At 35.9% G+C, this 26,335-nt stretch carries 25 protein-coding genes; 17 read left to right on the top strand and 8 right to left on the bottom strand.

Annotation, left to right across the window (positions count from 1 at the left end):
• The first annotated feature begins 13 nt into the window (after positions 1–13).
• Entirely contained in the window at positions 14–349 is a 336-nt protein-coding gene (locus DNG35_RS00385) for a tRNA-binding protein (protein ID WP_111125767.1), read from the top strand.
• A gap of 50 nt (positions 350–399) precedes the next feature.
• Here DNG35_RS00385 and DNG35_RS00380 read toward each other — a convergent pair whose 3' ends face one another.
• Entirely contained in the window at positions 400–759 is a 360-nt protein-coding gene (locus tag DNG35_RS00380; RefSeq protein WP_111125968.1) for a PUR family DNA/RNA-binding protein, read from the bottom strand.
• Between the two features lie 71 nt (positions 760–830).
• Complete coding sequence (locus DNG35_RS00375; RefSeq protein WP_111125766.1) at positions 831–2,588, bottom strand: ABC transporter ATP-binding protein; 1,758 nt, start codon at positions 2,586–2,588, stop codon at positions 831–833.
• Between the two features lie 123 nt (positions 2,589–2,711).
• Here DNG35_RS00375 and DNG35_RS00370 point away from each other — a divergent pair, with 123 nt between their 5' ends.
• The 4 genes from DNG35_RS00370 to yajC all read left to right on the top strand — a co-directional run bounded on the left by DNG35_RS00370 (position 2,712) and on the right by yajC (position 5,731).
• The gene (locus DNG35_RS00370; RefSeq protein WP_111125765.1) at positions 2,712–3,815 is read left to right on the top strand and encodes a Glu/Leu/Phe/Val dehydrogenase; all 1,104 of its coding nucleotides are present in this window, start codon (positions 2,712–2,714) and stop codon (positions 3,813–3,815) included.
• A gap of 98 nt (positions 3,816–3,913) precedes the next feature.
• Entirely contained in the window at positions 3,914–4,852 is a 939-nt protein-coding gene (gene nusB / locus DNG35_RS00365; protein ID WP_111125764.1) for a transcription antitermination factor NusB, read from the top strand.
• A gap of 60 nt (positions 4,853–4,912) precedes the next feature.
• Positions 4,913–5,434 (top strand): DUF1573 domain-containing protein, encoded by a 522-nt coding sequence (locus DNG35_RS00360; protein WP_111125763.1) that lies wholly within the window; start codon positions 4,913–4,915, stop codon positions 5,432–5,434.
• A 12-nt stretch (positions 5,435–5,446) separates the two neighbouring features.
• Positions 5,447–5,731, top strand: a complete 285-nt coding sequence (gene yajC / locus DNG35_RS00355) for a preprotein translocase subunit YajC (RefSeq protein WP_111125762.1) — start codon at positions 5,447–5,449, stop codon at positions 5,729–5,731.
• Positions 5,732–5,865: 134 nt separating this feature from the next.
• On the opposite strand, the gene DNG35_RS00350 is transcribed toward yajC, so the two are convergent.
• Together DNG35_RS00350 and pepT are read right to left on the bottom strand one after the other, a co-directional pair.
• Positions 5,866–6,462 (bottom strand): YdeI family protein, encoded by a 597-nt coding sequence (locus DNG35_RS00350; RefSeq protein WP_111125761.1) that lies wholly within the window; start codon positions 6,460–6,462, stop codon positions 5,866–5,868.
• A 4-nt stretch (positions 6,463–6,466) separates the two neighbouring features.
• Positions 6,467–7,702, bottom strand: coding sequence for a peptidase T (gene pepT, locus DNG35_RS00345; RefSeq protein WP_111125967.1), 1,236 nt, complete (start codon positions 7,700–7,702; stop codon positions 6,467–6,469).
• A gap of 108 nt (positions 7,703–7,810) precedes the next feature.
• On the opposite strand from pepT, the gene DNG35_RS00340 reads away from it, so the two are divergent.
• From DNG35_RS00340 to DNG35_RS00305, 8 genes are all read left to right on the top strand, one after another.
• A complete protein-coding gene (locus DNG35_RS00340; RefSeq protein ID WP_111125760.1) occupies positions 7,811–8,830 on the top strand; it encodes a quinone-dependent dihydroorotate dehydrogenase in 1,020 nt (339 codons plus the stop codon).
• Complete coding sequence (locus DNG35_RS00335) at positions 8,831–9,448, top strand: LysE family translocator (RefSeq protein ID WP_111125759.1); 618 nt, start codon at positions 8,831–8,833, stop codon at positions 9,446–9,448.
• A 4-nt stretch (positions 9,449–9,452) separates the two neighbouring features.
• Positions 9,453–10,211 (top strand): hypothetical protein, encoded by a 759-nt coding sequence (locus DNG35_RS00330; protein ID WP_146228809.1) that lies wholly within the window; start codon positions 9,453–9,455, stop codon positions 10,209–10,211.
• A 54-nt stretch (positions 10,212–10,265) separates the two neighbouring features.
• On the top strand, positions 10,266–11,129 hold the full coding sequence (locus DNG35_RS00325; RefSeq protein WP_111125757.1) for a hydroxymethylglutaryl-CoA lyase: 864 nt from the start codon (positions 10,266–10,268) through the stop codon (positions 11,127–11,129).
• A 158-nt stretch (positions 11,130–11,287) separates the two neighbouring features.
• Complete coding sequence (locus DNG35_RS00320; protein ID WP_111125756.1) at positions 11,288–12,517, top strand: DUF4856 domain-containing protein; 1,230 nt, start codon at positions 11,288–11,290, stop codon at positions 12,515–12,517.
• Positions 12,518–12,537: 20 nt separating this feature from the next.
• On the top strand, positions 12,538–13,647 hold the full coding sequence (locus DNG35_RS00315; RefSeq protein ID WP_111125755.1) for an imelysin family protein: 1,110 nt from the start codon (positions 12,538–12,540) through the stop codon (positions 13,645–13,647).
• Positions 13,648–13,657: 10 nt separating this feature from the next.
• Entirely contained in the window at positions 13,658–15,022 is a 1,365-nt protein-coding gene (locus tag DNG35_RS00310) for an HTTM domain-containing protein (RefSeq protein WP_111125754.1), read from the top strand.
• Positions 15,003–17,480: a TonB-dependent receptor domain-containing protein gene (locus DNG35_RS00305; protein WP_111125966.1), complete on the top strand. Its 2,478-nt coding sequence runs from the start codon at positions 15,003–15,005 to the stop codon at positions 17,478–17,480. Before DNG35_RS00310 ends, DNG35_RS00305 begins: the two co-directional genes overlap by 20 nt.
• A 54-nt stretch (positions 17,481–17,534) precedes the next feature.
• Here DNG35_RS00305 and DNG35_RS00300 read toward each other — a convergent pair whose 3' ends face one another.
• The 4 genes from DNG35_RS00300 to DNG35_RS00285 all read right to left on the bottom strand — a co-directional run bounded on the left by DNG35_RS00300 (position 17,535) and on the right by DNG35_RS00285 (position 22,757).
• Positions 17,535–17,777, bottom strand: coding sequence for a hypothetical protein (locus DNG35_RS00300; protein ID WP_111125753.1), 243 nt, complete (start codon positions 17,775–17,777; stop codon positions 17,535–17,537).
• A 149-nt stretch (positions 17,778–17,926) separates the two neighbouring features.
• Positions 17,927–19,168: a T9SS type A sorting domain-containing protein gene (locus DNG35_RS00295; RefSeq protein WP_111125752.1), complete on the bottom strand. Its 1,242-nt coding sequence runs from the start codon at positions 19,166–19,168 to the stop codon at positions 17,927–17,929.
• Positions 19,169–19,199: 31 nt separating this feature from the next.
• Positions 19,200–20,609 (bottom strand): HmuY family protein, encoded by a 1,410-nt coding sequence (locus DNG35_RS00290; protein WP_111125751.1) that lies wholly within the window; start codon positions 20,607–20,609, stop codon positions 19,200–19,202.
• Between the two features lie 3 nt (positions 20,610–20,612).
• Complete coding sequence (locus DNG35_RS00285) at positions 20,613–22,757, bottom strand: TonB-dependent siderophore receptor (protein WP_111125750.1); 2,145 nt, start codon at positions 22,755–22,757, stop codon at positions 20,613–20,615.
• 124 nt (positions 22,758–22,881) lie between these two features.
• Here DNG35_RS00285 and DNG35_RS00280 point away from each other — a divergent pair, with 124 nt between their 5' ends.
• The 4 genes from DNG35_RS00280 to guaB are packed head-to-tail and all read left to right on the top strand — an operon-like array spanning position 22,882 to position 26,324.
• Complete coding sequence (locus DNG35_RS00280; RefSeq protein ID WP_111125749.1) at positions 22,882–23,775, top strand: DUF6607 family protein; 894 nt, start codon at positions 22,882–22,884, stop codon at positions 23,773–23,775.
• Positions 23,776–23,779: 4 nt separating this feature from the next.
• Entirely contained in the window at positions 23,780–24,301 is a 522-nt protein-coding gene (locus DNG35_RS00275; protein WP_111125748.1) for an FMN-binding protein, read from the top strand.
• Positions 24,301–24,795: a hypothetical protein gene (locus tag DNG35_RS00270; protein WP_111125747.1), complete on the top strand. Its 495-nt coding sequence runs from the start codon at positions 24,301–24,303 to the stop codon at positions 24,793–24,795. The genes DNG35_RS00275 and DNG35_RS00270 overlap by 1 nt, the downstream gene beginning before the upstream one ends.
• A gap of 56 nt (positions 24,796–24,851) precedes the next feature.
• On the top strand, positions 24,852–26,324 hold the full coding sequence (gene guaB, locus DNG35_RS00265; protein ID WP_111125746.1) for an IMP dehydrogenase: 1,473 nt from the start codon (positions 24,852–24,854) through the stop codon (positions 26,322–26,324).
• The last annotated feature ends 11 nt before the right edge of the window (positions 26,325–26,335 follow it).

Genomic DNA, 26,335 nt, shown 5'->3' with positions numbered 1-26,335 from the left:
AAACAAATATAAGATGAACGATCTCAGTTGGCAAGATTTTTTAAAAGTAGATATGCGTGTAGGAACGATTGTGGAGGTAAATGATTTTCCGGAAGCGAGGAAACCTGCGTATCAACTCAAAATAGATTTCGGAGCAGCAATAGGGATGCGTAAAACTTCAGCGCAAGTGACGCATCGCTATCAAAAAGAAGATTTGTTGGGGAAACAAGTGGTTGCGGTAGTGAATTTTCCGAAAAAGCAGATTGCCACTTTTATGAGTGAATGCTTGTTGTTGGGGGCTGTCAATGGGGAAGATATTATTATCATTCAGCCTGAGGCTAAAATTGAAAATGGTTTACGGATAGGATAAAAAAAATCGCTTTGAGAAAAGCGATTTTTAATTTTTTTTATATCAAGATGTTATATATCATCAAAACTCACATCGGTAAACGAATCGGTTTCTGATGAGGTTTCATACTCTTTTTTGTAGTCTTTTTGGTGACGTTCACTAATGACTTCTTCGCCTTTTTCGTTGACGATGTAATCGGTCATTTCTTTTAAAATCTCCTGAAAACCATCAAAATCCTCTTTGTATAAATAGATTTTGTGTTTTTTGTAGTGAAAAGAACCATCATCGTTGGTAAACTTCTTACTTTCGGTAATGGTTAAGTAATAATCGTCTGCTTTGGTAGATCTAACATCAAAGAAATAGGTTCTTCTTCCTGCTCTTAATACTTTAGAAAATATTTCTTCTTTCTGCATCGTTCCGTTATCGCTCATGATAATATTATTAAAATTAAAATTTGTTCCTGTCAAAAGTCATAAAAAAATTAACAAATACAAAAAATAAATCAATTTTCTTTTTCACTAAGTTGTTTTAGATAGAGTTCTTGATAGTAGCCTTTTTGCTTAATGAGTTGCTGGTGTGTGCCTTGCTGTATGATTTTTCCGTTATCGAGCACCAAGATTTTATCGGCATTTTTTACCGACGAAACCCGATGTCCGACAATAATCGTGGTTTTGTGTTGTGTAATTTTTTTGAGGTTATTTAAAATTTCTTCTTCGGTTTCGGTATCTACTGCAGAGAGACTATCGTCGAGCAACAAAATCTCAGGATTTTTAATCATCGCTCTAGCGATGGAAACGCGCTGTTTTTGTCCGCCAGAAAGCGTGATGCCTCGTTCGCCTAAAATGGTATCATAACCTTTACTGAAACCTTCAATATTTCTATGGACTACCGCATTTTTTGCCGCAGCTATTACTTCTTCGTCGGTAGCTTCCTGCGACCCAAATTTGATGTTGTTTTTGATGCTGTCGCTAAATAAAAACGCATCTTGTGGTACGTAGCCAATCGCATCCCTTAGATTTTCGAGGTGATGCTTTTTGATAGGAATATCATTAATGAGAATCTCCCCATGATCGATATCGTACAAACGGCTGATGAGTTCTAGAATGGTCGATTTTCCTGAGCCTGTTTTTCCGAGAATAGCTAAGGTTTCTCCGTTATTGATGCGAAAAGAAACTCCTTTTAACGCTTCAATTCCAGTATCATCATACGTAAACGAAACATTTTTAAACTCGATTTCTCCGTTTACCCTTGTCGGTACTTCCACCTTATTTTGTATTTCAGGTTCAAGTGCTAAAAATTCATTGATGCGTTTTTGCGAAGCCTCGGCACGTTGTACCATATTGGCTACCCAACCAACAACGGCAACGGGCCATGTGAGCATATTCACATACAATAAAAATTCGACAATGGTACCAAACTCTTCTATGGTGCCGTTCATGTATTGTCTGCCACCTACGTAAATCACAATAATATTGCTGATTCCAATAAGCAACATCATCAGCGGAAAAAAGAAAGCTTGTACTTTTACCAAATCGATGTTTTTATCGCGATTGTCATTGGAAAGGGTGGTAAATTCGCTATTCATTTGTTTTTCCAATCCGTAGGATTTGATGACGGTAATTCCGCTAAAGTTTTCTTGGGTAAACGTATTGAGTCGTGATAAATACTCTTGTACGATGGTACTTTTATGGTTGATGACCTGACTTAATTTATAAATTGCGACCGAGAGAATCGGTAAGGGAATCACCGTGTATAAGGTCAATAAGGGAGCGGTGATAAGCATATATGCCAAAGCGACAACAAAAAGTGTAATCGTCGTCACACTATACATCAATGCCGGACCGGCATACATTCTCACTTTCGAGACATCGTCGCTAATGCGGTTCATCAAATCACCAGTTCTATTTTTTTTATAGAAATTAAGGCTTAAACGTTGGTATTGTTCGTAAACATCATTTTTTAAATCGAATTCGATATAACGCGAGACCACAATAAAGGTCTGCCGCATAATAAAGGTAAGAAAAGCCGAAAACAGGGTAGCGCCAATCAATAGTAGGATATTATTTAAAAGATTTTTCTTTAGCAGGGCTTCGTCGGTCATTTCTTGGTTGACGTAAGCAGCAATATCATTGGTGATATCTCCCACAAATTGCGGAACCAACATCGCAAAAACACGTGCAGCAATGGTGATAAAAAGCCCTAAAAGTAGCCTTCCTTTGTATTTGGCGAAGTATTTATTGAGAAATTTTAATTCTTTCATTTACAAATAGAAAAATATTTTCATTGAAAAGTTTTCAATTTAACAACCGAATAGGTCTGTATTTTTAAACTATTCTTATTTTTGCAAAATAAAATTAAAAAATAATTTAATTCACAGAGCTAGATGAATGCTGAAATTTTAAACCCAAACGAATTAAAAAAAGTTGCTCCTGTTTTTGGGCAACTATCTTTTGATAATCACGAACAAATCGTTTTTTGCAACGACAAAGATACAGGATTAAAAGCAATAATTGGTATCCATAACACGGTTTTAGGCCCTGCACTTGGTGGAACAAGAATGTGGGCATACAACAACGAATGGGAAGCTCTAAACGATGTTTTGAGGCTTTCTCGAGGGATGACTTTTAAAAGTGCTGTGACCGGATTGAATCTTGGAGGAGGGAAAGCCGTTATTATTGGCGATGCTAAAACCCAAAAGACACCGGAACTGATGCGTAAGTTTGGTGAGTTTGTAGATTCGCTTAGCGGAAAATACATCACTGCAGAAGACGTGGGAATGACTACAGCAGATATGGATACGGTAAGAGAAGTGACGAAGCATGTTACTGGTATTTCAGAGCGTTTAGGAGGTTCAGGAAATCCTTCTCCTGTCACCGCTTATGGCGTTTATATGGGAATGAAAGCTGCTGCGAAATATAAATATGGCAATGACACTTTACAGGGTAAAAAAGTATTGGTACAAGGTATTGGTCACGTAGGTGAAACCTTAGTAGAGTATGTGGCGAAAGAAGGAGCAGAAGTATTTATTGCCGACATCAACCAAGCTCGTTTAGAAGAAGTGAGAGATAAATACGGTGCAATTATTTATGGAGGTGAAGATCTTTATACTGCTGATATCGATATTTATGCTCCTTGTGCTTTAGGAGCAACCTTAAACGATGTAACGATTAGTAAATTAAATGCAGCTATCGTTGCTGGTGCGGCTAACAATCAGTTAGAAAACGAGCAAATACACGGAAGAATGATTAGAGAAAAAGGGATTGTTTATGCGCCGGATTTCTTGATTAATGCAGGAGGAATCATTAATGTGTATGCAGAGATCGAGGGTTACGATAAAGCAGAAACCATGAAAAAGACCGAAAATATTTACAATACTACTTTAGAAATTTTGAATACTGCTGACCGTGACGAGATCACCACACACCAGGCAGCATTGAAAGTAGCTCAGGAACGTATTGAAAAAAGAAGAAAAGAAAATAACCAATAAGAGCGGTTTTTTTCTCACTTCTATAGAAAAATTATATTTTTGTATGGCGAAAGTTTGAGCTTTCGCCATTTTTAATTGACTCAAGTTCTTAAAAATCTATGTTAACAAGAAGACATATTAGAGTAAAAGTAATGCAAAGCATTTATGCTTTTCACCAATCCTCGAGTGATAATTTACCGAGTTATGAAAAATTTCTTCAGAAAAGTATCGAGGAGATGTACCATTTATACCTTTTACAATTCGATATTTTTATTCAATTAAAACATCAGGCCATTTCTTATTTCGAAATTCTTCGCAAGAAAAAATTGGCCACACAAGAAGAGAAAAATCCAAACCTAAAGTTTATCAATAATCTTGTTCTGGAAGCGATTGATGCTTCCGACAAGTTGCGAAACGAGTTGGAGGATAAAAAACTGTTTAACTGGAAAAAAGATGATGAGTATGTTAGGATTTTGTGGGATGAGATTTTAAAAAGTGACCTTTATAAGGAGTATATTTCAACTGAAAAACAAAGTTTTGAAGAAGATAAATCTTTTATCATCGCTATCTTTAAAGAGATAATTGCTCCCAACGAAAGTTTGTACGATTACATAGAAGACCAAAAACTCACTTGGTTAGATGATTTACCTATCATTAATACTGCAATTTTAAAGGATATTAAAAAGCTAAGTGAAGAAGAAAGTCTTAAGGTTTCGAAACTTTTTAAAAATCAAGATGATCAGGTTTTCTCTAAAGAATTGTTACAGAAAACTTTACTCAATCAAGAGGAATATAGCAAAACCGTTCAGGAGAAAACCCCAAATTGGGATAAAGACAGAATTGCAGAAATCGATGGCATTTTGATGAAAATGGCCATCTGTGAGTTTTTGAAGTTTCCTTCTATTCCTATAAAAGTAACTATCAACGAGTATGTAGAAATCGCCAAAGAATATAGCACACCCAAGAGTAGTATTTTTATCAACGGTATTTTAGATAAAATATCAAAAGAATACCTTGCCGACAAAAAAATAAAGAAAATAGGTCGAGGTTTGATGTAATCGTAAATTTTTATTACTTTTAGCGACCAAAATAATTAATTACTAAAAAATAGATTAACTATGAAAAAAGGAATTTTAATGTTAGCTGCTGTTGCAGCGATTGCATTTACCTCTTGTAAGGAAAACGCAGCAGACAAAGTAAACGAAGAAAACGAAAAAGAAGTTGCAGAACGTGATGCTAACGCAGAAGGTACTCCAGTAATGACTTTTACTGAAGACATGCACGATTTCGGTACGATCAACGAAGGTGATGTGGTAGAGCACACTTTTGAGTTCACCAACACGGGTGACGCTCCACTTGTGGTAACTGATGCTAAAGGTAGCTGTGGATGTACAGTTCCTACTTGGTCTAAAGATCCTATCGCTCCAGGTGAAAAAGGAGAAATGGTAGTGAAGTTTAACTCAAATGGTAAGCCGAACAACCAAATGAAGACCGTAAGAATTACGGCTAACACAGAGGCTGGTCAAGAGAGCATCAAAATCAAAGCTTTTGTAACTCCTAAAGCGGGTGGTGCAACTGCAACTGGAAACCCAGTACAAGTAAATGCTGCTGAGCCAGGTCACGAAGGTCACAATCACTAATCTTTTTAATTGATGGGAGAACTAACTAGCTTTTTACCTTTTATTGCCATTATTGCTATATTTTATCTGTTTATGATAAGACCGCAGCAAAAGAAAATGAAAGAAGAAAAACAATTTGCTTCTGAATTAAAAAGAGGCGATAAAGTGGTCACCAAAAGTGGAATGCACGGCAAAATTGTAGATTTTAGCGATAGCAACCATACCGTTGTCATCGAAACCGGAGCAGGAAAAATCACTTTTGATAAAGCTTCAATCTCGTTAGATTTAACCAAAAGATTAAATCAACCTTCAAAATAAGATTAATACTTATTAGTAATAAAAAAAGGACTTCAAAATTTTGAAGTCCTTTTTGTTTTTATCCGTCAATCTGAACTTGTTTCAGATTCTCATTTAGTTTTATAAGGAGATTCCGTGTCAAGCACGGAATGAATTTAACAATTCTTATACTTATCGTGTAAACCTTTGCCGTCTACAATCATCGGGATTATTTTCTCTAAACGGGAGATCTTGGTTTGTTCTCGCTTTGCTGATGCAATATGCTCACAATATTCTCGTTGTTTTCCTGGTGTTAACTTATGAAAAGCCTGCTCAAAAGCAAGGTTGTTTTCAAAAGCTTCTTTCATTTCCACTGGGATTTCAATTGGTTTTGTGTTTCGTTTTGGTTTGAGTTCTTTTCCTGCTTTTTGGCATTCAATAGCCTCCTCTACATACTTTTTTAGCTCATTAAGGTTTAATGGATCACCTTCTTCAAACCTAATTTGGCGTAGGGCTTTGGTTTTTCCTTCTTGAGCATTCACCAAAAGCTTGGTGTTTTTCTGTAAAAAACTTCCGTTGAAAAACCAAAGGCCATAATGATTTTTAAAGGCACCAATACCAATCACATTTTTACCATTCCATGTGTAAGTTGGTCCGCCCCATTTGATGGTTTCGTCCAATTTGGCATCCAACAGTAACTTTCTGAGTTGCTTCAGTTCATTTTCCCATTTTGAGTGTTTGGCGATGTATTCTTCAACAGTTTTTACAGCCATAATTTTATCTTTTTGCCGTGAGTTCGGCGATTTTTACAATTACCTCTGTGGCTTTGATCATACTTTCTACCGGCACATATTCATACCTTCCGTGAAAATTATGGCCGCCCGCAAAAATATTGGGGCAAGGTAAACCTTTAAATGAAAGTTGTGAGCCGTCTGTTCCGCCACGTATAGGCTTGATGAGCGGCTTGATACCCAACTCTTTCATAGCTTGCTCAGCAATTTCTACTATATGCATCACAGGCTCAATCTTTTCGCGCATGTTGTAGTATTGGTCTTTGATTTCAATCTGTACGACTTCTTTGTCGTGTTGCGAATTGATTTCCTGCGCCAAATCTTCCATCATTTGCTTGCGTGCCTCAAAATGTTCTTTATCGTGGTCTCTAATGATATACTCTAAATGCGTTTTGTCTACTTTTCCATCAACCTTAGTGAGGTGAAAAAAACCTTGTCTGTCTTCGGTATGTTCTGGGGTTTCTAAGCGCGGTAACGAATTGATAAAATCTTGTGCGATATACATACTGTTTACCATTTTGTCTTTGGCATAACCGGGGTGTACAATTTTCCCTTTGATTTTTATTTTCGCACCAGCCGCATTAAAATTTTCGTACTCTAACTCCCCAATTTGGCTTCCGTCCATGGTGTAAGCCCAATCTGCACCAAATTTTTCGACATCAAATTTATGCGCACCGCGACCAATTTCTTCATCGGGCGTGAAACAAATCCTTATCTTTCCGTGTTTGATTTCAGGGTGTTCAATTAAATATTTCATTGCCGAAACAATTTCGGTAATCCCTGCTTTATCATCCGCGCCAAGCAAAGTGGTGCCATCGGTGGTGATTAAAGTTTGTCCTTTATATAAAAGTAAATCTTCAAAATAATCTGGCGACAGTATGATGTTTTCTTTTTCGTTTAAAACGATGTCTTTCCCGTCATAATCTTTCACAATTTGCGGTTTCACATTTGCTCCTGTAAAATCTGGTGAAGTGTCGAAATGCGAAACAAACCCAATAGTCGGAACTTCTTTATCGATATTGCTGGGTAAAGTTGCCATTACATACGCATTGTCGTCTATGGTGACTTCACTCATACCAATTTCTTTTAGCTCATTGACTAATAAGTTGGCAAGATTCCATTGTTTTTTGGTACTCGGCGTAGTTTCGCTATTGGGGTCGCTTTCCGTATCTATCGTTACATAGCTTATAAAGCGTTTGGTTATTTCTTCAGGATTGATCATCATTTATTTTTTTTGTAAAAATAATTAATCGGTTAGCGACAACAAAGCTAATAAACCACCTTTTTCTGATGAAAATAAAGTATTTTTGTCGAAATTTTATGCTTCGCTATGTACAAATCTTTTATCCGACCTCTTTTATTTCAGTTTGACGCAGAAAAAGTGCATTATTTTACGTTTTCGGCCATTAGAAATAGTTTTAAAATTCCTTTTATCGGAAAGTTAGCTTCGAAGATATATGAAGTAAAGGATATGAGATTAGAACGGGAAGTTTTCGGGTTAAAATTTAAAAATCCAGTGGGTTTGGCTGCAGGTTTTGATAAAAATGCGGTGTTGTATAACGAGTTGGCGCAATTTGGATTTGGGTTTGTAGAAATAGGTACAGTCACGCCAAAACCTCAAGAGGGAAATCCTAAAAGGCGTTTGTTTCGCTTAAAAGCGGATCAAGCTATCATCAACCGGATGGGTTTTAACAACGATGGGGTAGAAGCTGTAGTGAAACGCTTAAAAGAAAACCAGCCTCAAATTATCATTGGTGGAAATATTGGGAAAAATAAAGTAACGCCTAACGAACAAGCTGTTGATGATTACAAAATCAATTTTGAAACTTTGTTTGCCTATGTCGATTATTTTGTGGTCAATGTGAGTTCGCCAAACACACCTAATTTACGCGCATTACAAGAAAAAGAACCTTTAAAGCAGTTGCTGAATGAGTTACAAAAATTAAATCAGCAAAGGCCTATACAAAAACCTATTTTACTGAAAATTGCTCCCGATCTAACCGACGAACAATTGCTGGATATTATCGAAATTGTAGCAGAAACCAAAATTGATGGCGTGATTGCGACCAATACTACGATAAGTCGTGATAACTTGCATTCGGAAAACCAAAAAGAAATGGGTGGCTTAAGCGGAAAGCCCTTGACCAATCGTTCCACGGAAGTGATAAAGTTTTTAAGTGAAAATAGTAACCGTGCCTTCCCAATCATTGGTGTTGGCGGAATTCACTCGGAAAAAGATGCCTTAGAAAAATTAGAAGCTGGAGCAAGTTTGGTACAATTATATACGGGCTTTATCTACGAAGGTCCAAATTTGATCAAAGCAATCAACCAAGCTATTTTACGAACCTAATTGAATGTTGAAATCTTAATATCGTTTGTGGTTTCGGTGTTGGCGTTGGCAATTTCACCGGGACCCGACAATATTTTTGTACTTGTACAGAGCCTTTCTTACGGAAAAAAGTACGGACTAGCTGTGGTTTTTGGTTTGATGACGGGTTGTTTGGTGCATACTTCGTTGGTGGCTTTTGGAGTTTCGTACCTCATTGTCGAAAACGAAACACTCTTTACTTTGCTCAAAGTTTTTGGAGCAATTTATTTACTCTACCTTGCTTATAAAGTGTATAGTTCTGATGCCAATATTTCTATTGAAAAGAAGTCAGAAAAACCGAAATCACTTTCGGCATTATTCCAACAAGGTTTTTTGATGAATGTATTGAACCCTAAAGTATCGCTCTTCTTTTTAGCGCTGTTTCCCGGATTTTTATTTAGTAAAAGCTTATCTGAAACCTACCAATTTTTTATCCTTGGTTTCTTGTTTATTGCAGTTTCGTTCTTGGTTTTTGGCTCCATTGCTCTTTTTTCAGGCTATTTTTCCAGTTTTATTTTTAAAAATAAAAATGCAGGAAAAGTATTGAAATGGTTACAGGTAATTGTTTTTGTGGCGATTGCGATTTTTATTGTAATTTAGAAGAATGCTAACTTTCAATTTTAGATTGAAATTCTTCTTTATTATAGTAACAACTTTTATGTTGTTTACGGTCATCGGCACATTACTACACGAACTAGGTCATATTGCTGTCGCGAAATATTTTGGTTATGATACCTATTTATATTATGGGAGTATGAGTAGTAAAGGGAATAATAATTTCACTGAGGAGGAATTGTGTGTATGGGAGAATTTTATCGAGATAAATAGTGAGGTATTAGAAAACAACTCAAAAGAAGAGAATCTAAAACTTATTGAAAAAGAACATAAACCTTTATTAGAAAAATTTGAATTACAAAATAAAAGTTTTTTTTGGATAAGGATTGGCGGACCAGCACAAACGATCTTAACAGGGTTTCTTGGTTTGTTGATTTTATACCTAAGAAAGTCAGTGCACAAAGTAGGTTTTAAATTTTTAGATTGGTTGGGTGTTTTTCTTTCTCTTTTTGTTTTACGTGAAGCATTTAATACGATTACAGGTTTATTAGATATTTTGTTTTTTGGAAATAAAAGTTTTGGTGGAGACGAATTTATTATTTCTAGGTATTTAGGTTATAATCAATGGCTTGTTCCTGTGATTACCATGATACTTGCCCTTATAATTGCTTTTTATATTGTTTTTAAAGTGATTCCACTTAGATATAGACTTACTTTTATAATTGCTGGTTTGGTAGGAGGTTTACTTGGGTATTACCTTTGGTTTTCTCATATAGGACCAAAATACTTTCCTGTCATAGAAATATAATTTTTCTCAATTTAAATTTCTTTAAAATTCTATGCTTATTGGTATATTTGGGCTATGAATAAGATAAAGCTTATTGAGTGTCCGCGGGATGCGATGCAAGGCATAAAGGATTTTATCCCTACTGAAAAGAAGGTGCAATACATCCAATCCTTATTGCGTTGTGATTTTGACACGATTGATTTCGGTAGTTTTGTTTCGCCTCGAGCGATACCGCAAATGGCAGACACCAAAGAAGTTTTATCGCAATTAGACTTGTCGCAAACTACCTCTAAACTTTTGGCAATAGTCGCCAATCTACGTGGAGCAGAAGACGCAGTTCAGTACCCAGAGATCGATTATTTGGGTTATCCCTTTTCGATTTCTGAAAATTTCCAGATGCGCAATACCCATAAAACCATTGCTGAATCAATTGAAGTTTTAAAAGAAATTTTAGCACTAGCATCAAGACACAATAAAAAGGTAGTGGCTTATTTATCGATGGGTTTTGGAAATCCGTATGGTGACCCTTGGAATGTAGAAATTGTAGCCGATTGGACAGAAAAACTCTCTAAAATGGGCGTACATATTCTTTCGTTGTCGGATACTGTTGGTACTTCAAACCCAGAAACCATTGATTATTTGTTTTCTAATCTCATACCACAATACCCAAAAATAGAATTTGGAGCACATTTACATACGACCCCAACAAGTTGGCACGAAAAGGTTGACGCCGCTTATAAAGCCGGTTGCCATCGTTTTGACGGAGCGATACAAGGTTTTGGTGGTTGCCCGATGGCAAAAGATGAGCTCACCGGAAATATGCCAACAGAAAAAATGGTTTCTTATTTTAATACGGTAAAAGCCGATACATCTGTAAAAATGAGCAGTTTTGAGTCATCGTATAACGAAGCGACAAAAATATTTACAGCTTACCATTAATATTTATTTTTTACTTATTGCTTTTCATTGGGTTGGGTTTTTTATCCGCATTATTTTTATTTAAAATTAATACAAATAAATTTTGTCTATTTCATTATAGACAATTATTTTTGCGCGAGTAAAATAAAACTATTTATATAAAGTCTAAATAAATTAAAATGAAAAAACTAATTATTCCAAGTTTCCTTTTTGTAAGTTTATTGATTACCAGTTGTTCTGATAATGACGATTTAGATGTTGATATTCCAGATAATCAAATTGATGTTCCTGAAACCTACACTTTCGAGAGAAATGGTGTTTCTACAGTAGATTATAATGGTCAAACAACTAGAATAGAAATGGCAAACGAGTTGACTAGCTTATTTACGGATTTCGAAAATGTAAGCGATGCTAACTCTTTCGAAACCAAAATGCTAAATATGTTTTCTAATGAAAACAGTCCTTTTGCAAATGCTGATTTTAACGCTTCAGATAAAAGCATTAAGAGTAAAGTTGCCGCTTCTAAAGATTATTTTTCTATCGCTGCGGTAGAGTCTGCAGAAATAAAAGATGCTTTTGAAAGCTGGATGATTGGTCAAGCGCAAGAAGTATACGTAAGTAGAAATACCTTAGCTTCTGCTGGTGTTGCTGGGCAGATTGCTCAAGGAACAAGAACAAGATATGTAAACGGTAAAGGTTTAGAATACAACCAAATGTTTGCCAAAAGTTTAATGGGCGCCTTATTGGCCGATCAGATGTTAAATAATTATTTGTCTGTTGATGTTTTAGACGAAGGAAACAACAGAGAAAACAACGATAATGATGTGGTTGAAACAGACAAGTCTTATACGACTATGGAGCATAAATGGGATGAAGCCTATGGTTATTTATTTGGTGATGCTTCTGTGCCTCAAGCAGATCCTTTGTCAAGTGAAGAAGTTCACGAAGATAGATTATTGTTCAATTATTTATTTCAGGTAGATGAAGATGATGATTTTGCAGGAATTGCAACAACTATTTTCGATGCTTTCAAAAAAGGAAGAGCAGCGATTACTCAGAAAAATTACGAAGTAAGAGATCAACAAATTGCAATTATCAAAGAGAATGTATCGATGCTGTTTGCTGTGAGAGCAATTCATTATTTCCAAGCGGGAAAAACATCTTTAGCAAATAACGAGATGGGAGCTGCTTTCCACGAGTTATCAGAAGGTTTAGGGTTTTTCTATAGCATTCGTTTTTCACAAAACCCAGAAACTAACGAGCCTTACCTTTCAAATACGGCAATCTACAACTATATCGACCAATTAATGGAAAATGATGGGTTCTGGAGTGTTGATGCAACTTTATTAGATGAAATTTCTCAAGAAATTGCTTCTGATTATGGTATCACAGTAGAAATGGTTGACTAATAAAAACAGTACCTATTTTTATGAAGAAGATAATTCTAATTTTAAGTGTATTGTTTTTGGCTGCTTGTACAGATGATGAATCTTCTGGCAGTTCTTCAGACAATTACGATAGAAGTGTTCTGTTGACCAATTGGGCAGACAATATTATTTTGCCTTCTTATGCTAACTACGTAGAAAAGATAGAGGTGTTAGCAACAGCTTCAGCTCAGTTTGTAACAGAAGCGAGTTTAGCAAATCTAAATGCGTTAAGACAGGCCTATCAGGATGCTTATATTGCTTTTCAACAAATAAGTATGTTTGAAATTGGCCCAGCAGAAAGTTTAGATTTTAGAAGTTACACCAATACTTATCCAACCAATGCAACTGCTATCGATGGAATTGTCAAAGCACATGAATATCCTAATTTAGAATTACCATCTACGCGCGATAAACAAGGTTTTCCGGCTTTAGATTTTTTACTTTACGGAATTGAAACCAGCGACCAAGCTATTGTAAATGCTTACGCTACAGGTGAATTCAAAGAAACTTATACCTATTATCTAAATGCTGTTGTTGAAAGAATACAAACTTTAGGTAACGAAGTGAACAACCAATGGAACAATAGCTTTAGAGATGAGTTTGTAAACAATACAAGCTCGTCGAGTACAGGTGCTGTAGATAAGATGGCAAACGATTTTATCATTCATTATGAGAAGTTTGTACGTAGTGGGAAAGTAGGTATTCCTGCAGGTGTTTTTTCAGGAAATATTGAGCCGCAAACCGTAGAATCTTATTACAACCCGGAGTTTTCAAAAACTTTGTTGCTTACAGCTTTAACTGCTAGTAAAGATTTTTTTGAAGGAAAGCACACGCTTCATAACATGCAAGGCGAAAGTTTTAAATCATACTTAGATTTTTTAAACACTATTAAAGAAGGAGAAGATTTATCAGCGCTTATTGTTAACCAGTACCAAGAGTCGTTGCAATTGGCAAATCAATTAAATGACAATTTGGTATTTGAAGTTGAAAATAACAATTCAAAAATGCTCGAAACTTATGAAAGCATGCAAAAAAATGTAGTCTTTCTAAAATTAGATATGTTACAAGCCCTTTCGATAAGTGTAGATTATGTAGATACAGACGGCGACTAAAACCGCAAATATGTCTTTAGTAAGTCATAAATATTTTCAAGAAAGTACGGATGCAGCACCATTAGCTGCATTTCGTGTTTTTTTTGGTTTCATGATGATGCTGAGCTTACTGCGATTTACGCTTAACGGTTGGATAGACAAACTTTACCTACAACCGAAATTTCATTTTTCATATATCGGGTTTGAATGGATAAAGCCACTCGGGAATTATACTTATGTGGTTTTTGCCATTTGCTTTATCGCTGCTTTATTGGTCATGTTGGGTTATAAATACAGGATAGCAATCGTGCTATTTTTTTTAAGTTTTACCTACATCGAACTGATGGACAAAACTACCTATCTCAATCATTATTACTTCATCAGTATTTTAAGTTTTCTGATGATTTTTTTACCCGCTTCAGCTTTTTTTTCGCTCGATGCGAAATTAAACCCTAGTAAATCTTATCAGCAAATTCCAAAATGGACGATAGATAGCATCAAACTGCTCATTTGCATCGTCTATTTTTATGCAGGACTAGCAAAGCTCAATTCCGATTGGTTATTAGAGGCAATGCCTTTGAAGATTTGGTTGCCTTCTAAATACGATATTCCATTTTTAGGAGATTTTTTTCAACAAACCTGGACACATTATGTCTTTAGTTGGTTGGGAATGTTATATGACTTATGCATCCCTTTTTTATTATTGTACCAACCAACCCGAAAAATAGCTTTTGTTTTAGTTGTTGTTTTTCACGTCTTAACACGGGTGCTTTTCCCTATTGGGATGTTTCCTTACATTATGATTGTTTCAGTAACAATTTTTTTTGGAAGTGGTTTTCATCATCAAGTTTTACAAAGAATCAGTAAATTTTTTAAAATCAACTATCAAGTTTTTATGAATGAAAAACAGTTGGTTTTCAATAAAATATATTTACGCATAACAAAACCCATTCTCATAGTATTTTTTGCAATTCAATTTCTTTTTCCTTGGCGTTATTTGCTTTACCCTGGCGAATTATTTTGGACAGAAGAAGGTTATCGCTTTTCATGGCGCGTGATGTTGATGGAAAAAGCAGGTTATGCACATTTTAAAATTGTAAACACCAATACGGGAAAAAACTTTTATGTTGATAATAGCCAGTTTCTCACGACATTTCAGGAAAAACAAATGGCTTTTCAGCCGGATTTTATGGTTGAATATGCACATTATTTAGCAGATCATTTCCAAAAAAAAGAAAAAGGCATAATTGAAGTTTATGTAGAAAGTTACGTTGCCCTTAACGGAAGAAAAAGCCAACCCTATATCAATCCTAATCTAAATTTATTGCATTATAAAAATGATTTTCAACCAAGATCATATATTTTACCTTTTAACGATGAAATCAAAGGCTTATAGTATTATTGTTTTTCTTTTATTGACTCAATTTTCGTGGGCACAATTTACCCTTTCGGGAAAAGTGATCAATAGTGAAAATAACTTACCTGTAAACGAAGCCGAAGTTTATCTCGAAACTTCCGGTAAAATGGAAGTAACCAATAAAAAGGGGGAGTTTACCTTTACCGATTTAGAAGAAGGAGATTATGCAATTCTTATTTACAGTCACGAGCATGAGATTTTGGAAACTCAAATTTTTGTCAATCAAAATACAACACAGATATATAGGCTCTTACCATTATCAGATCAACTTTCTGAAGTCGTGATTTCACTAAGAAGAGATAAAATTTTCTCTTTAAGAAGACTTAAACCTGTAGAAGGAACAGCCATTTACGCAGGAAAAAAGACCGAAGTTGTATTGTTGGATAAAGTAGTAGGAAATATTGCTTCGAACAACGCTAGGCAGATTTATAGTAAAGTCGTAGGGTTAAATATTTATGAAGATGCAGCAGCGGGTCTACAGCTCAATCTAGGAGGAAGAGGTTTAGACCCGAATCGTTCTCAAAACTTTAATACCCGACAAAACGGCTATGATATTTCAGCCGATGTTATTGGTTACCCCGAAAGTTACTATACACCACCGCCAGAGGCTTTAGAAGAAATTCAAGTACTTCGAGGAGCTGCTTCACTACAATATGGGCCACAATTTGGAGGATTGATCAACTTTAAGTTTAAAGAACCCAATTCAAAAAAGAAAATCGAGCTCATTTCTAGACTGGGCTTAGGTTCTTTTAATAAATTCTCTAGTTTTAATAGCCTTAGTGGAACTGTAGGGAAGTTGAGTTATTATACGTTTTACAACTATAAAGGAGGAAAAGCTTACCGACCAAATAGTGAATATGATTCTCATAACGCTTTCGGACATTTAGGTTATGAAATTTCGGATAAAACGAAGTTAAGTTTCGAATACACATTTTTAGATTATTTAGCTCAACAGCCAGGCGGCTTATCTGATAAGCAGTTTTACGATGACCCAAAATTCAGTAATAGAGAGCGCAACTGGTTTGCCGTAAACTGGAATTTGTTTTCGGCTAAACTCAAGCATCAATTCTCTCACCATACCGATTTTAGTTTTCAGGTGTTTGGTTTAAAAGCTTCCCGTAAGGCTTTGGGTTTTAGAGAAAACAGGGTTTCTATTGTAGATGATGAAGAACTTCCACGAGAATTGTTGGTAGATGAATTTCAGAATTGGGGAATAGAAACGAGAGTTTTACAGCATTATGACCTTTTTAAAATTTTATCTATAGGTTTGTTGGGAGTGAAATATTACCAAGCCAAAAATTTTCAACAACAAGGAGCTGGACCAAACGGGAAAGAAGCAGATTTTTCCTTTTCTAACGAAGAATTTTCGTCTTATCCAAGGCAATCTACCTTTGAGTTTCCCAATAAAAACCTCGCTATATTTGGGGAAAACATCATCAATTTCACTGATAAACTAAGTGTTACTCCTGGTTTTAGAGCAGAATTTATCAATACACAAGCGATTGGAGAATATAAAAATATTGTGACCGATTTGGCAGGAAATGTGCTTCTTAATGAAACCGTTCCTGAACGTAGAGAATTTGATCGTAGTTTTCTGTTACTCGGTCTCGGAACAAACTATAAAATCAACGCAAAGAATGAATTGTATGCTAACTTTTCAGAAAATTACCGATCGGTAACCTTCAATGATATTCGGGTGGTCAATCCGTCTTTTCAAGTTGATCCAAATATTACCGATGAAAGTGGTTTTACGGCAGATTTTGGTGTCAAAGGTGAGTTGAACCATAAGATCTCTTACGATGTGAATGTTTTCGGATTGGATTATAGTAACCGTATTGGTGAAATTTTACAAGAAGAAAAACGTGTAAATGCAAGTGGTGAGTTAGAAGAAACAGGTAAATTAATACGCTTTCGCGGAAATGTAGGCGATGCGTTTATCTATGGTTTAGAGACTTTTGCTGAATTCGATTTGAAACAACTATTTTCATTCCCATATGAAAATACAACTTGGACCTTTTTTATCAATAATGCACTCACTTCTTCTTCATATACTGCAACAAAATCAGAATTAGATAACATCCAAGGAAATAGAGTAGAGTTTATCCCAAGCATTAACCTCAAAACAGGAACAAGTTTTGGTTACAAAAACTTTGCAGTGGGATTACAATACACCTATTTGTCTTCGCAATATACCGATGCGACCAATGCAGAACAAGATAAAACAGATGTAAATAGTGGTATCACAGGAGAAATTCCAGCTTACGGAATTGTTGACTTGTCCTTCTCTTATGTGTACAAAAGATTTCGTCTCGAAACAGGAATCAACAATTTACTTAATGAAAGTTATTTTACCAGAAGAGCAACGGGTTATCCAGGACCAGGTATTATACCATCAGAACCTGTATCTTGGTATGCAACACTTCAGATAAAAATTTAATACATAAAAAAGCACACTTTTTAAAGTGTGCTTTTACCTCTGTTAATCATAAAACTAAGCTTGTACTTGTGGAGCCCAATGCGAGCAAAGCATATGCGGAGCCGCTTTTTTAGGGTTAGCACAAGTTGGGTTCATATACCTTGCACAAGTCGTGCAATTCTCTTTGTCTTTTAATTTTGTGATCATCGCAAAACTATCACAGGTATGTCTATCGCTTACCGAAGTATCATGCTTCGTACAATATTCGTTGTCATACTTTTTACAATTTACGCAACTGTTTCCTAATCTTATACTCATAGCTTTTCTTTTTATTGATTTCTATAAAATTACAGCCTATGTAAGATAGAAACAATATAAATAGCTGATTTTTAACAGTTTGTAATTAGATTGATTAAAAACAAAAGCCATCCGAAGATGGCTTTACAAACTATTTAATCATACATAAATTATTGAATGATTAATTTTTTGGTGGTTTGTTGTTTTCCAGAAACAAATTGTATGAGATAGGTTCCTGTGTTTAATTGTGAAATATCTAGTGCTTGGTTATAGAATCCATTGTTTTTGAGTTGTTTTTCGATAACACTTTGGCCTAATTGGTTGTAAATATTCACCTTGATATCGTTTGCTTGAGCGGTCTCATAAACGAGGTTAATTTCGCCTTGAGCTGGATTTGGGTAAAAACCAAAACTATTTCCGTTTTCAAAAGAAGTAATGTTCAATTGGCTGGTTACATCTTCTGTAGTAAAGATTATGTTACCGTTAGTATTTCCACTATAATCTGTAAAATGCACTCTGTAAATCGAACCGTTAGGGTATTTTACGTAATAAAATAAATCTGGGTTTACACTGTAAGCAGTTCCGCTAAAACTTTTCCAATCATAACCAATGATATCTATTTCTGACTCGTAGGTTAGGTTAGAAGTGTCGCCTTGGCCATTGGGTTCAATATTTTCAGCCACTACTAATTCTGGATGTTGTAAAACACCGGTTAGAGTATACTTTATTGTAGTTCCGTTATAAGGATAATCGGCGGTGTATTTTCTAAATACAAAATCCCAGTCTGTTGAAGCTGGCTCGGCAATGACTTCGCTGTCTGTGGCTAAACTGTAATAGTTAAAGATTTGATTGGGATTGCTCGCATTTGCCACTGTGTGCGTTTCATCTGCCGTCCAAACCGAGTTAGTGGCATCCCAAGTAGCATATTTAAAGGTGTAACCTCCGTAATAATCATCAATAAATAATTTACGGTAGGTACCATCGGAATATTTTAATACAAAAATGATAGTTCCTGAAACATGGTGGTTTGCTGGATTGTATTCGCCCCAACCATAAGTTGCCGTACCTGTATCAAAAGCACCAATGTTCCAGTCTTTACAATCGTTGTACAACTCTGTCCAATTGGCTTCATTACTAATATCTATAGTTGCCCAATCGTTAATATCTGCAGACGCTTCAAAAACTTTGATACCAACTCCGTCGTTTACACGAATGGCCATATTCATTGCGCTTGTTCTTAAAAAAGCAAGATCCCAATCGGCTGCTGTAAAATTTTGAGTTATATCTGTAGAGATTTTATAATATACTTCGTCTGTAGAGTCTGCAGCCATTGATACATTAACTGTCGTTTCTTGTGCTTTTGCGAAAAAGCAAAAGATAAAAGCATTGATGAAGAATAATTTTGTTTTCATAATATAATAAGGAATTTGTTAAGGTAAATGATTATTGATTTAATAGTTGATATTCAAATTCTGGGTAACCACGAATACCGTTTTCGTTTACTAAAGCGATAAATCGTAGTTTATAAATGTTGCCATCGGCATCTTCGATGATGTAGAATAAAGTTGTGTCAACGCTTCCGCTGAAAACATCACGCCAGTTGGCACCAATGGTACGTTGATCGATTTCAAAATTTGTTGTATTTACATCCGCGAAAGCGAAATTTTGATAAGAAAAATCTTCAGTAGAAACAGGGTAAACTTTCGCTTGCGCCAATACATTGGTCGCTACATAATCTGAAAAGCCGTAAGCTGTTTTTCCACCATCGGGATAATCGAGCACTTCAGTAAAAACAGTAAAATTTAGGTCCCATTTGGTTTGTTCTGGCTCCACATTTACGACACTTTGTGTGGTCATACTGTAGAAAGTAAAATGATAGCCAGTGGTTTTGCTAATGCCTATTTCTTGGTGCGAAGTAGCTTCTAAATTGGCATACTCTAAAATATAGTTTCCGTTTTCTCTATAAACCCTTATTTTTTTCCAACCACGCGCATCTCCAGCCACAGCAACACTTCCAGGTTCTGGCGTGTTGGTGCCAATCTCGTTGCCCATATGAATCAGGTAAACTTTATTCTCTTCTAGATGGGTAGAAATCTCATCGATAGCCGTTCCTGTAATAACTCCGCTTGGGTCGTCTACATAGATTTCTGAACCTTGCTGTAACAACTGCATTTGGCTTTGTAAACTCTCTACATCTACAGACTGAACTTCATCGATATTAGTGGTGTTTAATTTTGCTGCCATCATAAAGACTGAGTTATTGAGCTTCACGCGGAATTCTTCTCCGCTGTAAAATGCCAAATCCCATTTGTCTCTTTTAACAAGGGTTTCTTTTTCTGTACTTAAATCGATGTAAACTTGATTAGGTTGGTTTGGACCTCCAACACTAGGCTTCAAACTTCCGCCAAGCGAGGCACTCTCCGAAAAATTGACTTGTAAAGTGGTGTTGCCTTGTGTGATGCCGTTGCTTACTTCAGAAATCGTAAATTCTATGCTTTTTACAGCTTCACCTTCGGTAGGATTCTCAGAAAGTTTATGAAAAGTAAATGAAGTTTCGCTACTTCCAGCAGTAATAGGAATTTGTAGAACTCCGTTCTCGATAGCAGGATTGGTGGTGTAATCTTCGCCGTAAACCAAATTATTTTCCGTGGCAGCAATAGAAATAGTGCCATCACCTTCTGCAGTTTCAGAAAAAACAATCTTTACTGGAACCGCTGTATCATTATTGGTTAAATTGAGCGATAGTTTTTCGAATGCCGCCACAAATTCTGTTGTAATTGTGGTATCATCACTCGAACAACTTGTTGCTAAGGCGACAAAAATTAAACTGAAATAAACTAAAATTTTTCTCATAGATTAAAAATTAAGGTTGTATAAGAGTTTGATGAAGTAAGATCTACCATAACCCAAAAGTTGAGAACCTGCTCCTGAAGCGTGAGCTCCACCTTGAGAATTGCTCAAATTGATACGCGTAACATCTGCGATGTTTCGAGCTCCAACGGTTACTTCTAAATCTTTAAAAATTATTTTTCTAACGGAGGCATTCAACCAAGCATAGCCTTCGAGTTTTTGACGTTCAAAAATAGTTTCGTCTTGTTCGTTGGTGGTCGTATAAAACTGATATTCTGGACCGTTGTATTTTAAGAAAGTCGAAAAAGTAGTATTCCATTTAGGGACTTTGTAGGCTAGATTGAAATTAGCTTGAAAACCATAAAGAAAATCATCGTTGTAATTTTCTTCTGCATTTAAGATTTTTGATTGCCCAGAAATGCCAAGTCCTAAAATACTTGACCAATTTTTATACTTAAAAGTATTTCTAAAAGTAACTCCCCAGTTCTTGTATTGGTCGATATTCATATACTGAAAAGCCAGTGGAGTAGGGGTAACAACAATTAAATCTATTTTGTCTTTTACATCTAAGTACCACAATGAAAGCTTAGGAGTGTATTTAGATTCATAATCTTTCGACCAAAAAGTTTTTTTGAAATGTAAAAAAACAGATTTACCGCTTTCTGGGTTGAGGTTTTCATTACCCTGAACATTATGGTTAGAATCTACCAAGTAGTAAAATAATTGCTCAAAAGTGGGTAGTTTTGGCGCTGTTCCTGCAATAACACGCAATTGATAACCTTTATTGAAATTATATTTAGCACTTAGTGATACTGGAAATTTTACATCGAACATAGACGAAGTAATGACTCTTGCTCCAGGTCTAAACGAAAGTTTTTCGTTGGCTTTTATTTCCGCGGAAGCGAAAAGGCTATACGTATCAAAACGATTTTCTCGGGTACGAATGCTGATGTCTTGCTCAGAAAGATTACTTGAAGTTCCTTTGTCTAGATTGACTTCATATCCAATTTCGGTCTGTACTTTTTGGCTGTTAAAAAAATTACTGAAAGTACCACGTGAGAAAAAACCTTCTCTCGTGTTATAATCGTACTGATTTTGTAAAATTTCTTCTTCGGTATATAAGTAATAGGTAAACTGCTTATAATTAATCACTTGCTCTTGGTAGGAAGCAGAAAGGTTATAGTTGACTTTTTCCTTTATTTTTCCTGTGACATTTAGATGATGGTAAAATCGCTTAGAGCGGAATATTTCGTCGTTTGCTGTAGGATTAAAGGTTTCTGTAGAAGTGTTTTCATTTAAAAAAACATTGTTGGCGTACCTTTCTGTTTTTTCTGTAAAGTATTCGAACTTATAAAAAGCCCTAAAGTTTTTATTAGTATAATTGAGTAACGATTTGATACTATTTTGCTCTTTAGGTAACCATTCATAACCTCGTAAACCATCATTTCCGTTTTCTGTGTTAAAATAATGAACGCCTTGTTTATCGTTTAAAAATCCTTGAAAATCGTTTCTAGTGTAAAATACATTGGCATACCATTTATCTGAAAAATTATGTCCCAATTTTAAAGACTGTATATGTCTGCCTTCATCAAACCAACTGTATTCGTTTCCCACCGTTTCTTCTTGAACGTAAGGAACAATCTCCCACTTATTTTGAGAAGATTTTTTGGTAATGATATTGACTACCCCGGTTACGGCATTGGCACCATATTGCACGCCCATCGAACCTTCGATAATTTCTATTCGCTCGATATCGTCAAGGTTTATTTGGGAAACATCAATGGCATTTCCGAAGCCCAAATCGCCAATTAGCGGGACATTATCGACTAGTATTTTTACGTAATCAGAACCGAAACCAAATTGCTGAATACCAGTTTTACCACCATTGGCATTAGGTACAACATTCATATTTAAGGTTTGGGTAAGCACATCGGCTAGGTTATTTCCTGCCAATAATTGAATATCTTGTTGGGTTAAGACTTCTACTTCAAAAACAGACTTGTTGACCGATTGTGGGTTGTATTGTCCTGTCAGTACAACTTCTTCTAACGTATTGGTTTTTAAGCTGTCTTTTTCTACTTTTTTATTGTTTTGAGCCGCTGCGAGTTGAGCTACTAGTATAAGAGGAATAAAAAATAGAAGTTTTTTCATTATTTGTAATTAATCTTAATTAACTTTGCGAGGCAAATATATCAAAGTTATTTTAAATAAATCTAAATAAATTTTATATTTTTGTTGAAAATTTTAAAAACTACAATTCAATAAAATCAAGAACATGAAAAAACTAATTTCAACCGCCTTGTTAAGCCTAACTTTAGCGGGAACTTTTGCACAAAGTTCTTTAGAAGAAGACCGTAAAGCAATCAAAGATATGTGTGGCTGTTACGAAGTAACTTTTAAATACACGGAGACTTTTGCTCCAGAAATAGATTACGAAAAGAAGTTTGACTATAATGCAGTTGCTTTAGAATGGGCAGAACTCATCAAAGATGAAAAAGATGAGATTTCTATTCAGCATTTATTGGTTTTAAACGATACCATGGTCATCAAACATTGGCGTCAAGATTGGCTGTACGAAAATACCAAGCGTTATGATTATAACCACGACAACCAATGGACGTTTGTAGAAATGCCTCAAAAAGAAGTAAAAGGGCAGTGGACACAAAATGTGTATCAAGTAGATGATAGTCCGCGTTATTCTGGTTCTGCGACTTGGATTCACGCAGACGGAAGACATTATTGGGAAGATGTGGCGAGCTCGCCGCTTCCGCGAAGAGAATATTCTAAACGTAGTGATTACAACGTAATGATGCGAGGCAATCACGTAGAGATTACTGATGAAGGGTGGTTACACGAGCAAGATAACGAAAAAGTTATTCGTGAAAACGGAAAAGAAGATGTACTTTTAGTACAAGAAAAAGGCTACAATGTTTACCGAAAAGTAGCTGACGAAAAGTGTAAAGCTGCTATCAACTGGTGGAAATCCAATCAAGATTTTTGGAGTCGTGTAAGAAGCAAGTGGGCAAGTGTTTACGGTAGAGATAAAGATTTAGCTTTAGAGCAAAAGGTAAGCGGTCAGGCTTTGTTTATGCAACTTTTCCCGATGGATACTTCTACAAAACAAGATAAAATCGACGAAACCATCGAAGCTTACGTGATTAAAAAGTAAAAATATGTTTAAGAAATTAATTTTCTTTTTTGTAATCGTTGCATGTTTTTCTTTTGCAGTCAATGAACTGGAAGAAAAATTCCACAATGCCATCAAGACTACTTTTAATGTCGAAAAGTTTGAGGTAAAAGAGATTGTTGCTTCCGCGGAAGTCAATAAAAAACTTCCTGCCAAAACGGGAGACAAAAACCTTTACCAAATTTTTTCTGAAGAAAAATCTATAGGTTACGGTTATTTGGGACAAGCGCCGAGTATGAAAAACGTGTTTGACTATGTGGTTTTGTTCGACAATGATTTTGTCATCAAAAAATCTAAAGTTTTGATTTACCGCGAAAATTACGGACAGCAAATTGGGACACAGCGTTGGTTGAAACAGTTTATCGGGATGACACCAACTTCAGAAGTAAAATATGGCGAAAATGTGGTTGCCATTAGTGGTGCAACCATTTCGGCTTCATCTATGGCAAGAGCGGTAAACGATGTCTTAAAAACCGTAAAAATCCTTCAAACAGAAAATATTTTATAATGACTTTTAACGGTCGGATATCAGAGCTTCCTAAAGAAGTAAAACTATTAATCGGCGCTTTTCTCATCGTGTTAAGCGTCGGTTATTTTACAGGATTAACTTTTGTGGGCGAAACGACTGAAAATTCACTGAAAGGCATCGAAGAAAACTACCTTGGTAACGAAGAAGATATAGCTGTTGAGGTGATGAAATTTAAAAAACCCGAACGGGAAATGCTTACGATTATTCATACGCATATTCTCTCGATGTCGGTTATTTTCTTTTTATTGGGTGCTTTGGTCAGTCTTACCAGCATAAAACCTTGGGTTAAAAAATTTTTAATGATTGAGCCGTTGGCTTCGGTTTTGCTCACCTTTGGTGGAATTTACTTGATGTGGTCGGGTTTGCTCTGGATGAAATATGTGGTAATGCTTTCCGGTTTATTGATGACACTTTCCTACACCATTTCTGTCATGGTGGTTTTCTTTCAGTTATTTAAAAATAAAAGTTCTTAAAAAAGTAATTCTCAATTAAAAGCCGTACATTTGCGTGCAATTAAAAATTAATTGCGATGACTGCACATAACCACAAAATTGTTGGCGAAGGTCTTACTTACGACGATGTACTTTTAGTACCAGCTTTTTCAGAAGTTCTTCCTAGAGAAGTTAGTATTCAATCAAAATTTACCAAAAACATAAGCCTTAACGTACCTATTGTTTCGGCTGCAATGGATACGGTTACCGAATCGAGCATGGCTATTGCAATGGCTCGCGAAGGCGGAATCGGGGTGTTGCACAAAAACATGACGATTGAACAACAAGCGCTTAAAGTAAGAAAGGTAAAACGTGCAGAAAGCGGAATGATTATCGATCCGGTTACTTTGCCAATTTCCGCAAAGGTAAAACAAGCCAAAGAGCAAATGCGAGAGCACAGTATTGGCGGAATACCAATCGTGGAAGAAGACGGAACCCTTATTGGTATTGTGACCAATCGCGATTTACGTTTTGAGCGAAATAACGATAGACCTATAGATGAAGTAATGACTTCAGAGAATTTGGTCACGGTTTCCGAAGGAACCTCTCTCGAAGATGCTGAATTGATTTTACAGGCCAACAAAATCGAGAAATTACCGGTCATTAATAACGACAATAAATTAGTCGGTCTGATCACTTTTAGAGACATCACTAAGCTTACCCAAAAACCAATTGCCAATAAAGATAAATTCGGAAGGCTAAAAGTAGCTGCTGCGATTGGCGTTACAGGAGATGCCGTGGATAGAGCAGAAGCCTTGGTAAATGCAGGGGTCGATGCAATTGTAATTGATACTGCTCACGGTCATACCAAAGGTGTGGTACAAGTTTTAAAAGATATCAAGTCTAAATTTACGGAATTAGATGTAGTCGTTGGAAATATCGCTACTGCGGAAGCGGCTAAATATCTGGCTGATGCAGGTGCAGATGCTGTAAAAGTAGGAATCGGGCCAGGTTCTATTTGTACGACCCGTGTCGTAGCAGGTGTAGGTTTTCCTCAGTTTTCTGCAGTATTAGAAGTTGCCAATGCCTTAAAAGGAACAGGAGTTCCGGTCATTGCCGATGGTGGAATTCGTTATACCGGAGATATTCCTAAAGCTTTGGCAGCAGGAGCTGATTGTGTGATGTTAGGCTCACTTTTGGCGGGAACCAAAGAATCTCCAGGAGAAACCATTATTTATGAAGGTAGAAAGTTTAAGTCTTACCGCGGAATGGGTTCTGTAGAAGCCATGCAAAAAGGTTCTAAAGACCGTTATTTTCAAGATGTAGAAGACGATATCAAAAAATTGGTTCCTGAGGGTATTGTAGGTAGAGTACCTTACAAAGGAGAGTTGTTTGAAAGTATGAACCAATTTATCGGTGGTTTACGCGCCGGAATGGGTTATTGTGGTGCTAAAGACATCGAAGCTTTAAAAAATAATGCGCAATTCGTAAAAATCACGAGTGCAGGTATTCACGAAAGTCATCCGCATAATGTGACGATTACGAAAGAGGCTCCAAACTATTCAAGGTAGATTACAGATAT

It is taken from the genome of Mesonia sp. K7 (assembly GCF_003233725.1).
Classification (GTDB): Bacteria; Bacteroidota; Bacteroidia; order Flavobacteriales; family Flavobacteriaceae; genus Mesonia.
Note: the sequence above shows the minus strand (reverse complement) of the source record. Positions and strands in the feature narration are given on the sequence as shown.

Excerpts from the sequence above, each read along its gene's own strand:
- DNG35_RS00385 (WP_111125767.1), top strand. The coding sequence starts at position 14 with ATGAACGATCTCAGTTGGCAAGATTTTTTAAAAGTAGATATGCGTGTA.
- DNG35_RS00380 (WP_111125968.1), bottom strand. The coding sequence starts at position 759 with ATGAGCGATAACGGAACGATGCAGAAAGAAGAAATATTTTCTAAAGTA.
- DNG35_RS00375 (WP_111125766.1), bottom strand. The coding sequence starts at position 2,588 with ATGAAAGAATTAAAATTTCTCAATAAATACTTCGCCAAATACAAAGGA.
- DNG35_RS00370 (WP_111125765.1), top strand. The coding sequence starts at position 2,712 with ATGAATGCTGAAATTTTAAACCCAAACGAATTAAAAAAAGTTGCTCCT.
- nusB (WP_111125764.1), top strand. The coding sequence starts at position 3,914 with ATGTTAACAAGAAGACATATTAGAGTAAAAGTAATGCAAAGCATTTAT.
- DNG35_RS00360 (WP_111125763.1), top strand. The coding sequence starts at position 4,913 with ATGAAAAAAGGAATTTTAATGTTAGCTGCTGTTGCAGCGATTGCATTT.
- yajC (WP_111125762.1), top strand. The coding sequence starts at position 5,447 with ATGGGAGAACTAACTAGCTTTTTACCTTTTATTGCCATTATTGCTATA.
- DNG35_RS00350 (WP_111125761.1), bottom strand. The coding sequence starts at position 6,462 with ATGGCTGTAAAAACTGTTGAAGAATACATCGCCAAACACTCAAAATGG.
- pepT (WP_111125967.1), bottom strand. The coding sequence starts at position 7,702 with ATGATCAATCCTGAAGAAATAACCAAACGCTTTATAAGCTATGTAACG.
- DNG35_RS00340 (WP_111125760.1), top strand. The coding sequence starts at position 7,811 with ATGTACAAATCTTTTATCCGACCTCTTTTATTTCAGTTTGACGCAGAA.
- DNG35_RS00330 (WP_146228809.1), top strand. The coding sequence starts at position 9,453 with ATGCTAACTTTCAATTTTAGATTGAAATTCTTCTTTATTATAGTAACA.
- DNG35_RS00325 (WP_111125757.1), top strand. The coding sequence starts at position 10,266 with ATGAATAAGATAAAGCTTATTGAGTGTCCGCGGGATGCGATGCAAGGC.
- DNG35_RS00320 (WP_111125756.1), top strand. The coding sequence starts at position 11,288 with ATGAAAAAACTAATTATTCCAAGTTTCCTTTTTGTAAGTTTATTGATT.
- DNG35_RS00315 (WP_111125755.1), top strand. The coding sequence starts at position 12,538 with ATGAAGAAGATAATTCTAATTTTAAGTGTATTGTTTTTGGCTGCTTGT.
- DNG35_RS00310 (WP_111125754.1), top strand. The coding sequence starts at position 13,658 with ATGTCTTTAGTAAGTCATAAATATTTTCAAGAAAGTACGGATGCAGCA.
- DNG35_RS00305 (WP_111125966.1), top strand. The coding sequence starts at position 15,003 with ATGAAATCAAAGGCTTATAGTATTATTGTTTTTCTTTTATTGACTCAA.
- DNG35_RS00300 (WP_111125753.1), bottom strand. The coding sequence starts at position 17,777 with ATGAGTATAAGATTAGGAAACAGTTGCGTAAATTGTAAAAAGTATGAC.
- DNG35_RS00295 (WP_111125752.1), bottom strand. The coding sequence starts at position 19,168 with ATGAAAACAAAATTATTCTTCATCAATGCTTTTATCTTTTGCTTTTTC.
- DNG35_RS00290 (WP_111125751.1), bottom strand. The coding sequence starts at position 20,609 with ATGAGAAAAATTTTAGTTTATTTCAGTTTAATTTTTGTCGCCTTAGCA.
- DNG35_RS00285 (WP_111125750.1), bottom strand. The coding sequence starts at position 22,757 with ATGAAAAAACTTCTATTTTTTATTCCTCTTATACTAGTAGCTCAACTC.
- DNG35_RS00280 (WP_111125749.1), top strand. The coding sequence starts at position 22,882 with ATGAAAAAACTAATTTCAACCGCCTTGTTAAGCCTAACTTTAGCGGGA.
- DNG35_RS00275 (WP_111125748.1), top strand. The coding sequence starts at position 23,780 with ATGTTTAAGAAATTAATTTTCTTTTTTGTAATCGTTGCATGTTTTTCT.
- DNG35_RS00270 (WP_111125747.1), top strand. The coding sequence starts at position 24,301 with ATGACTTTTAACGGTCGGATATCAGAGCTTCCTAAAGAAGTAAAACTA.
- guaB (WP_111125746.1), top strand. The coding sequence starts at position 24,852 with ATGACTGCACATAACCACAAAATTGTTGGCGAAGGTCTTACTTACGAC.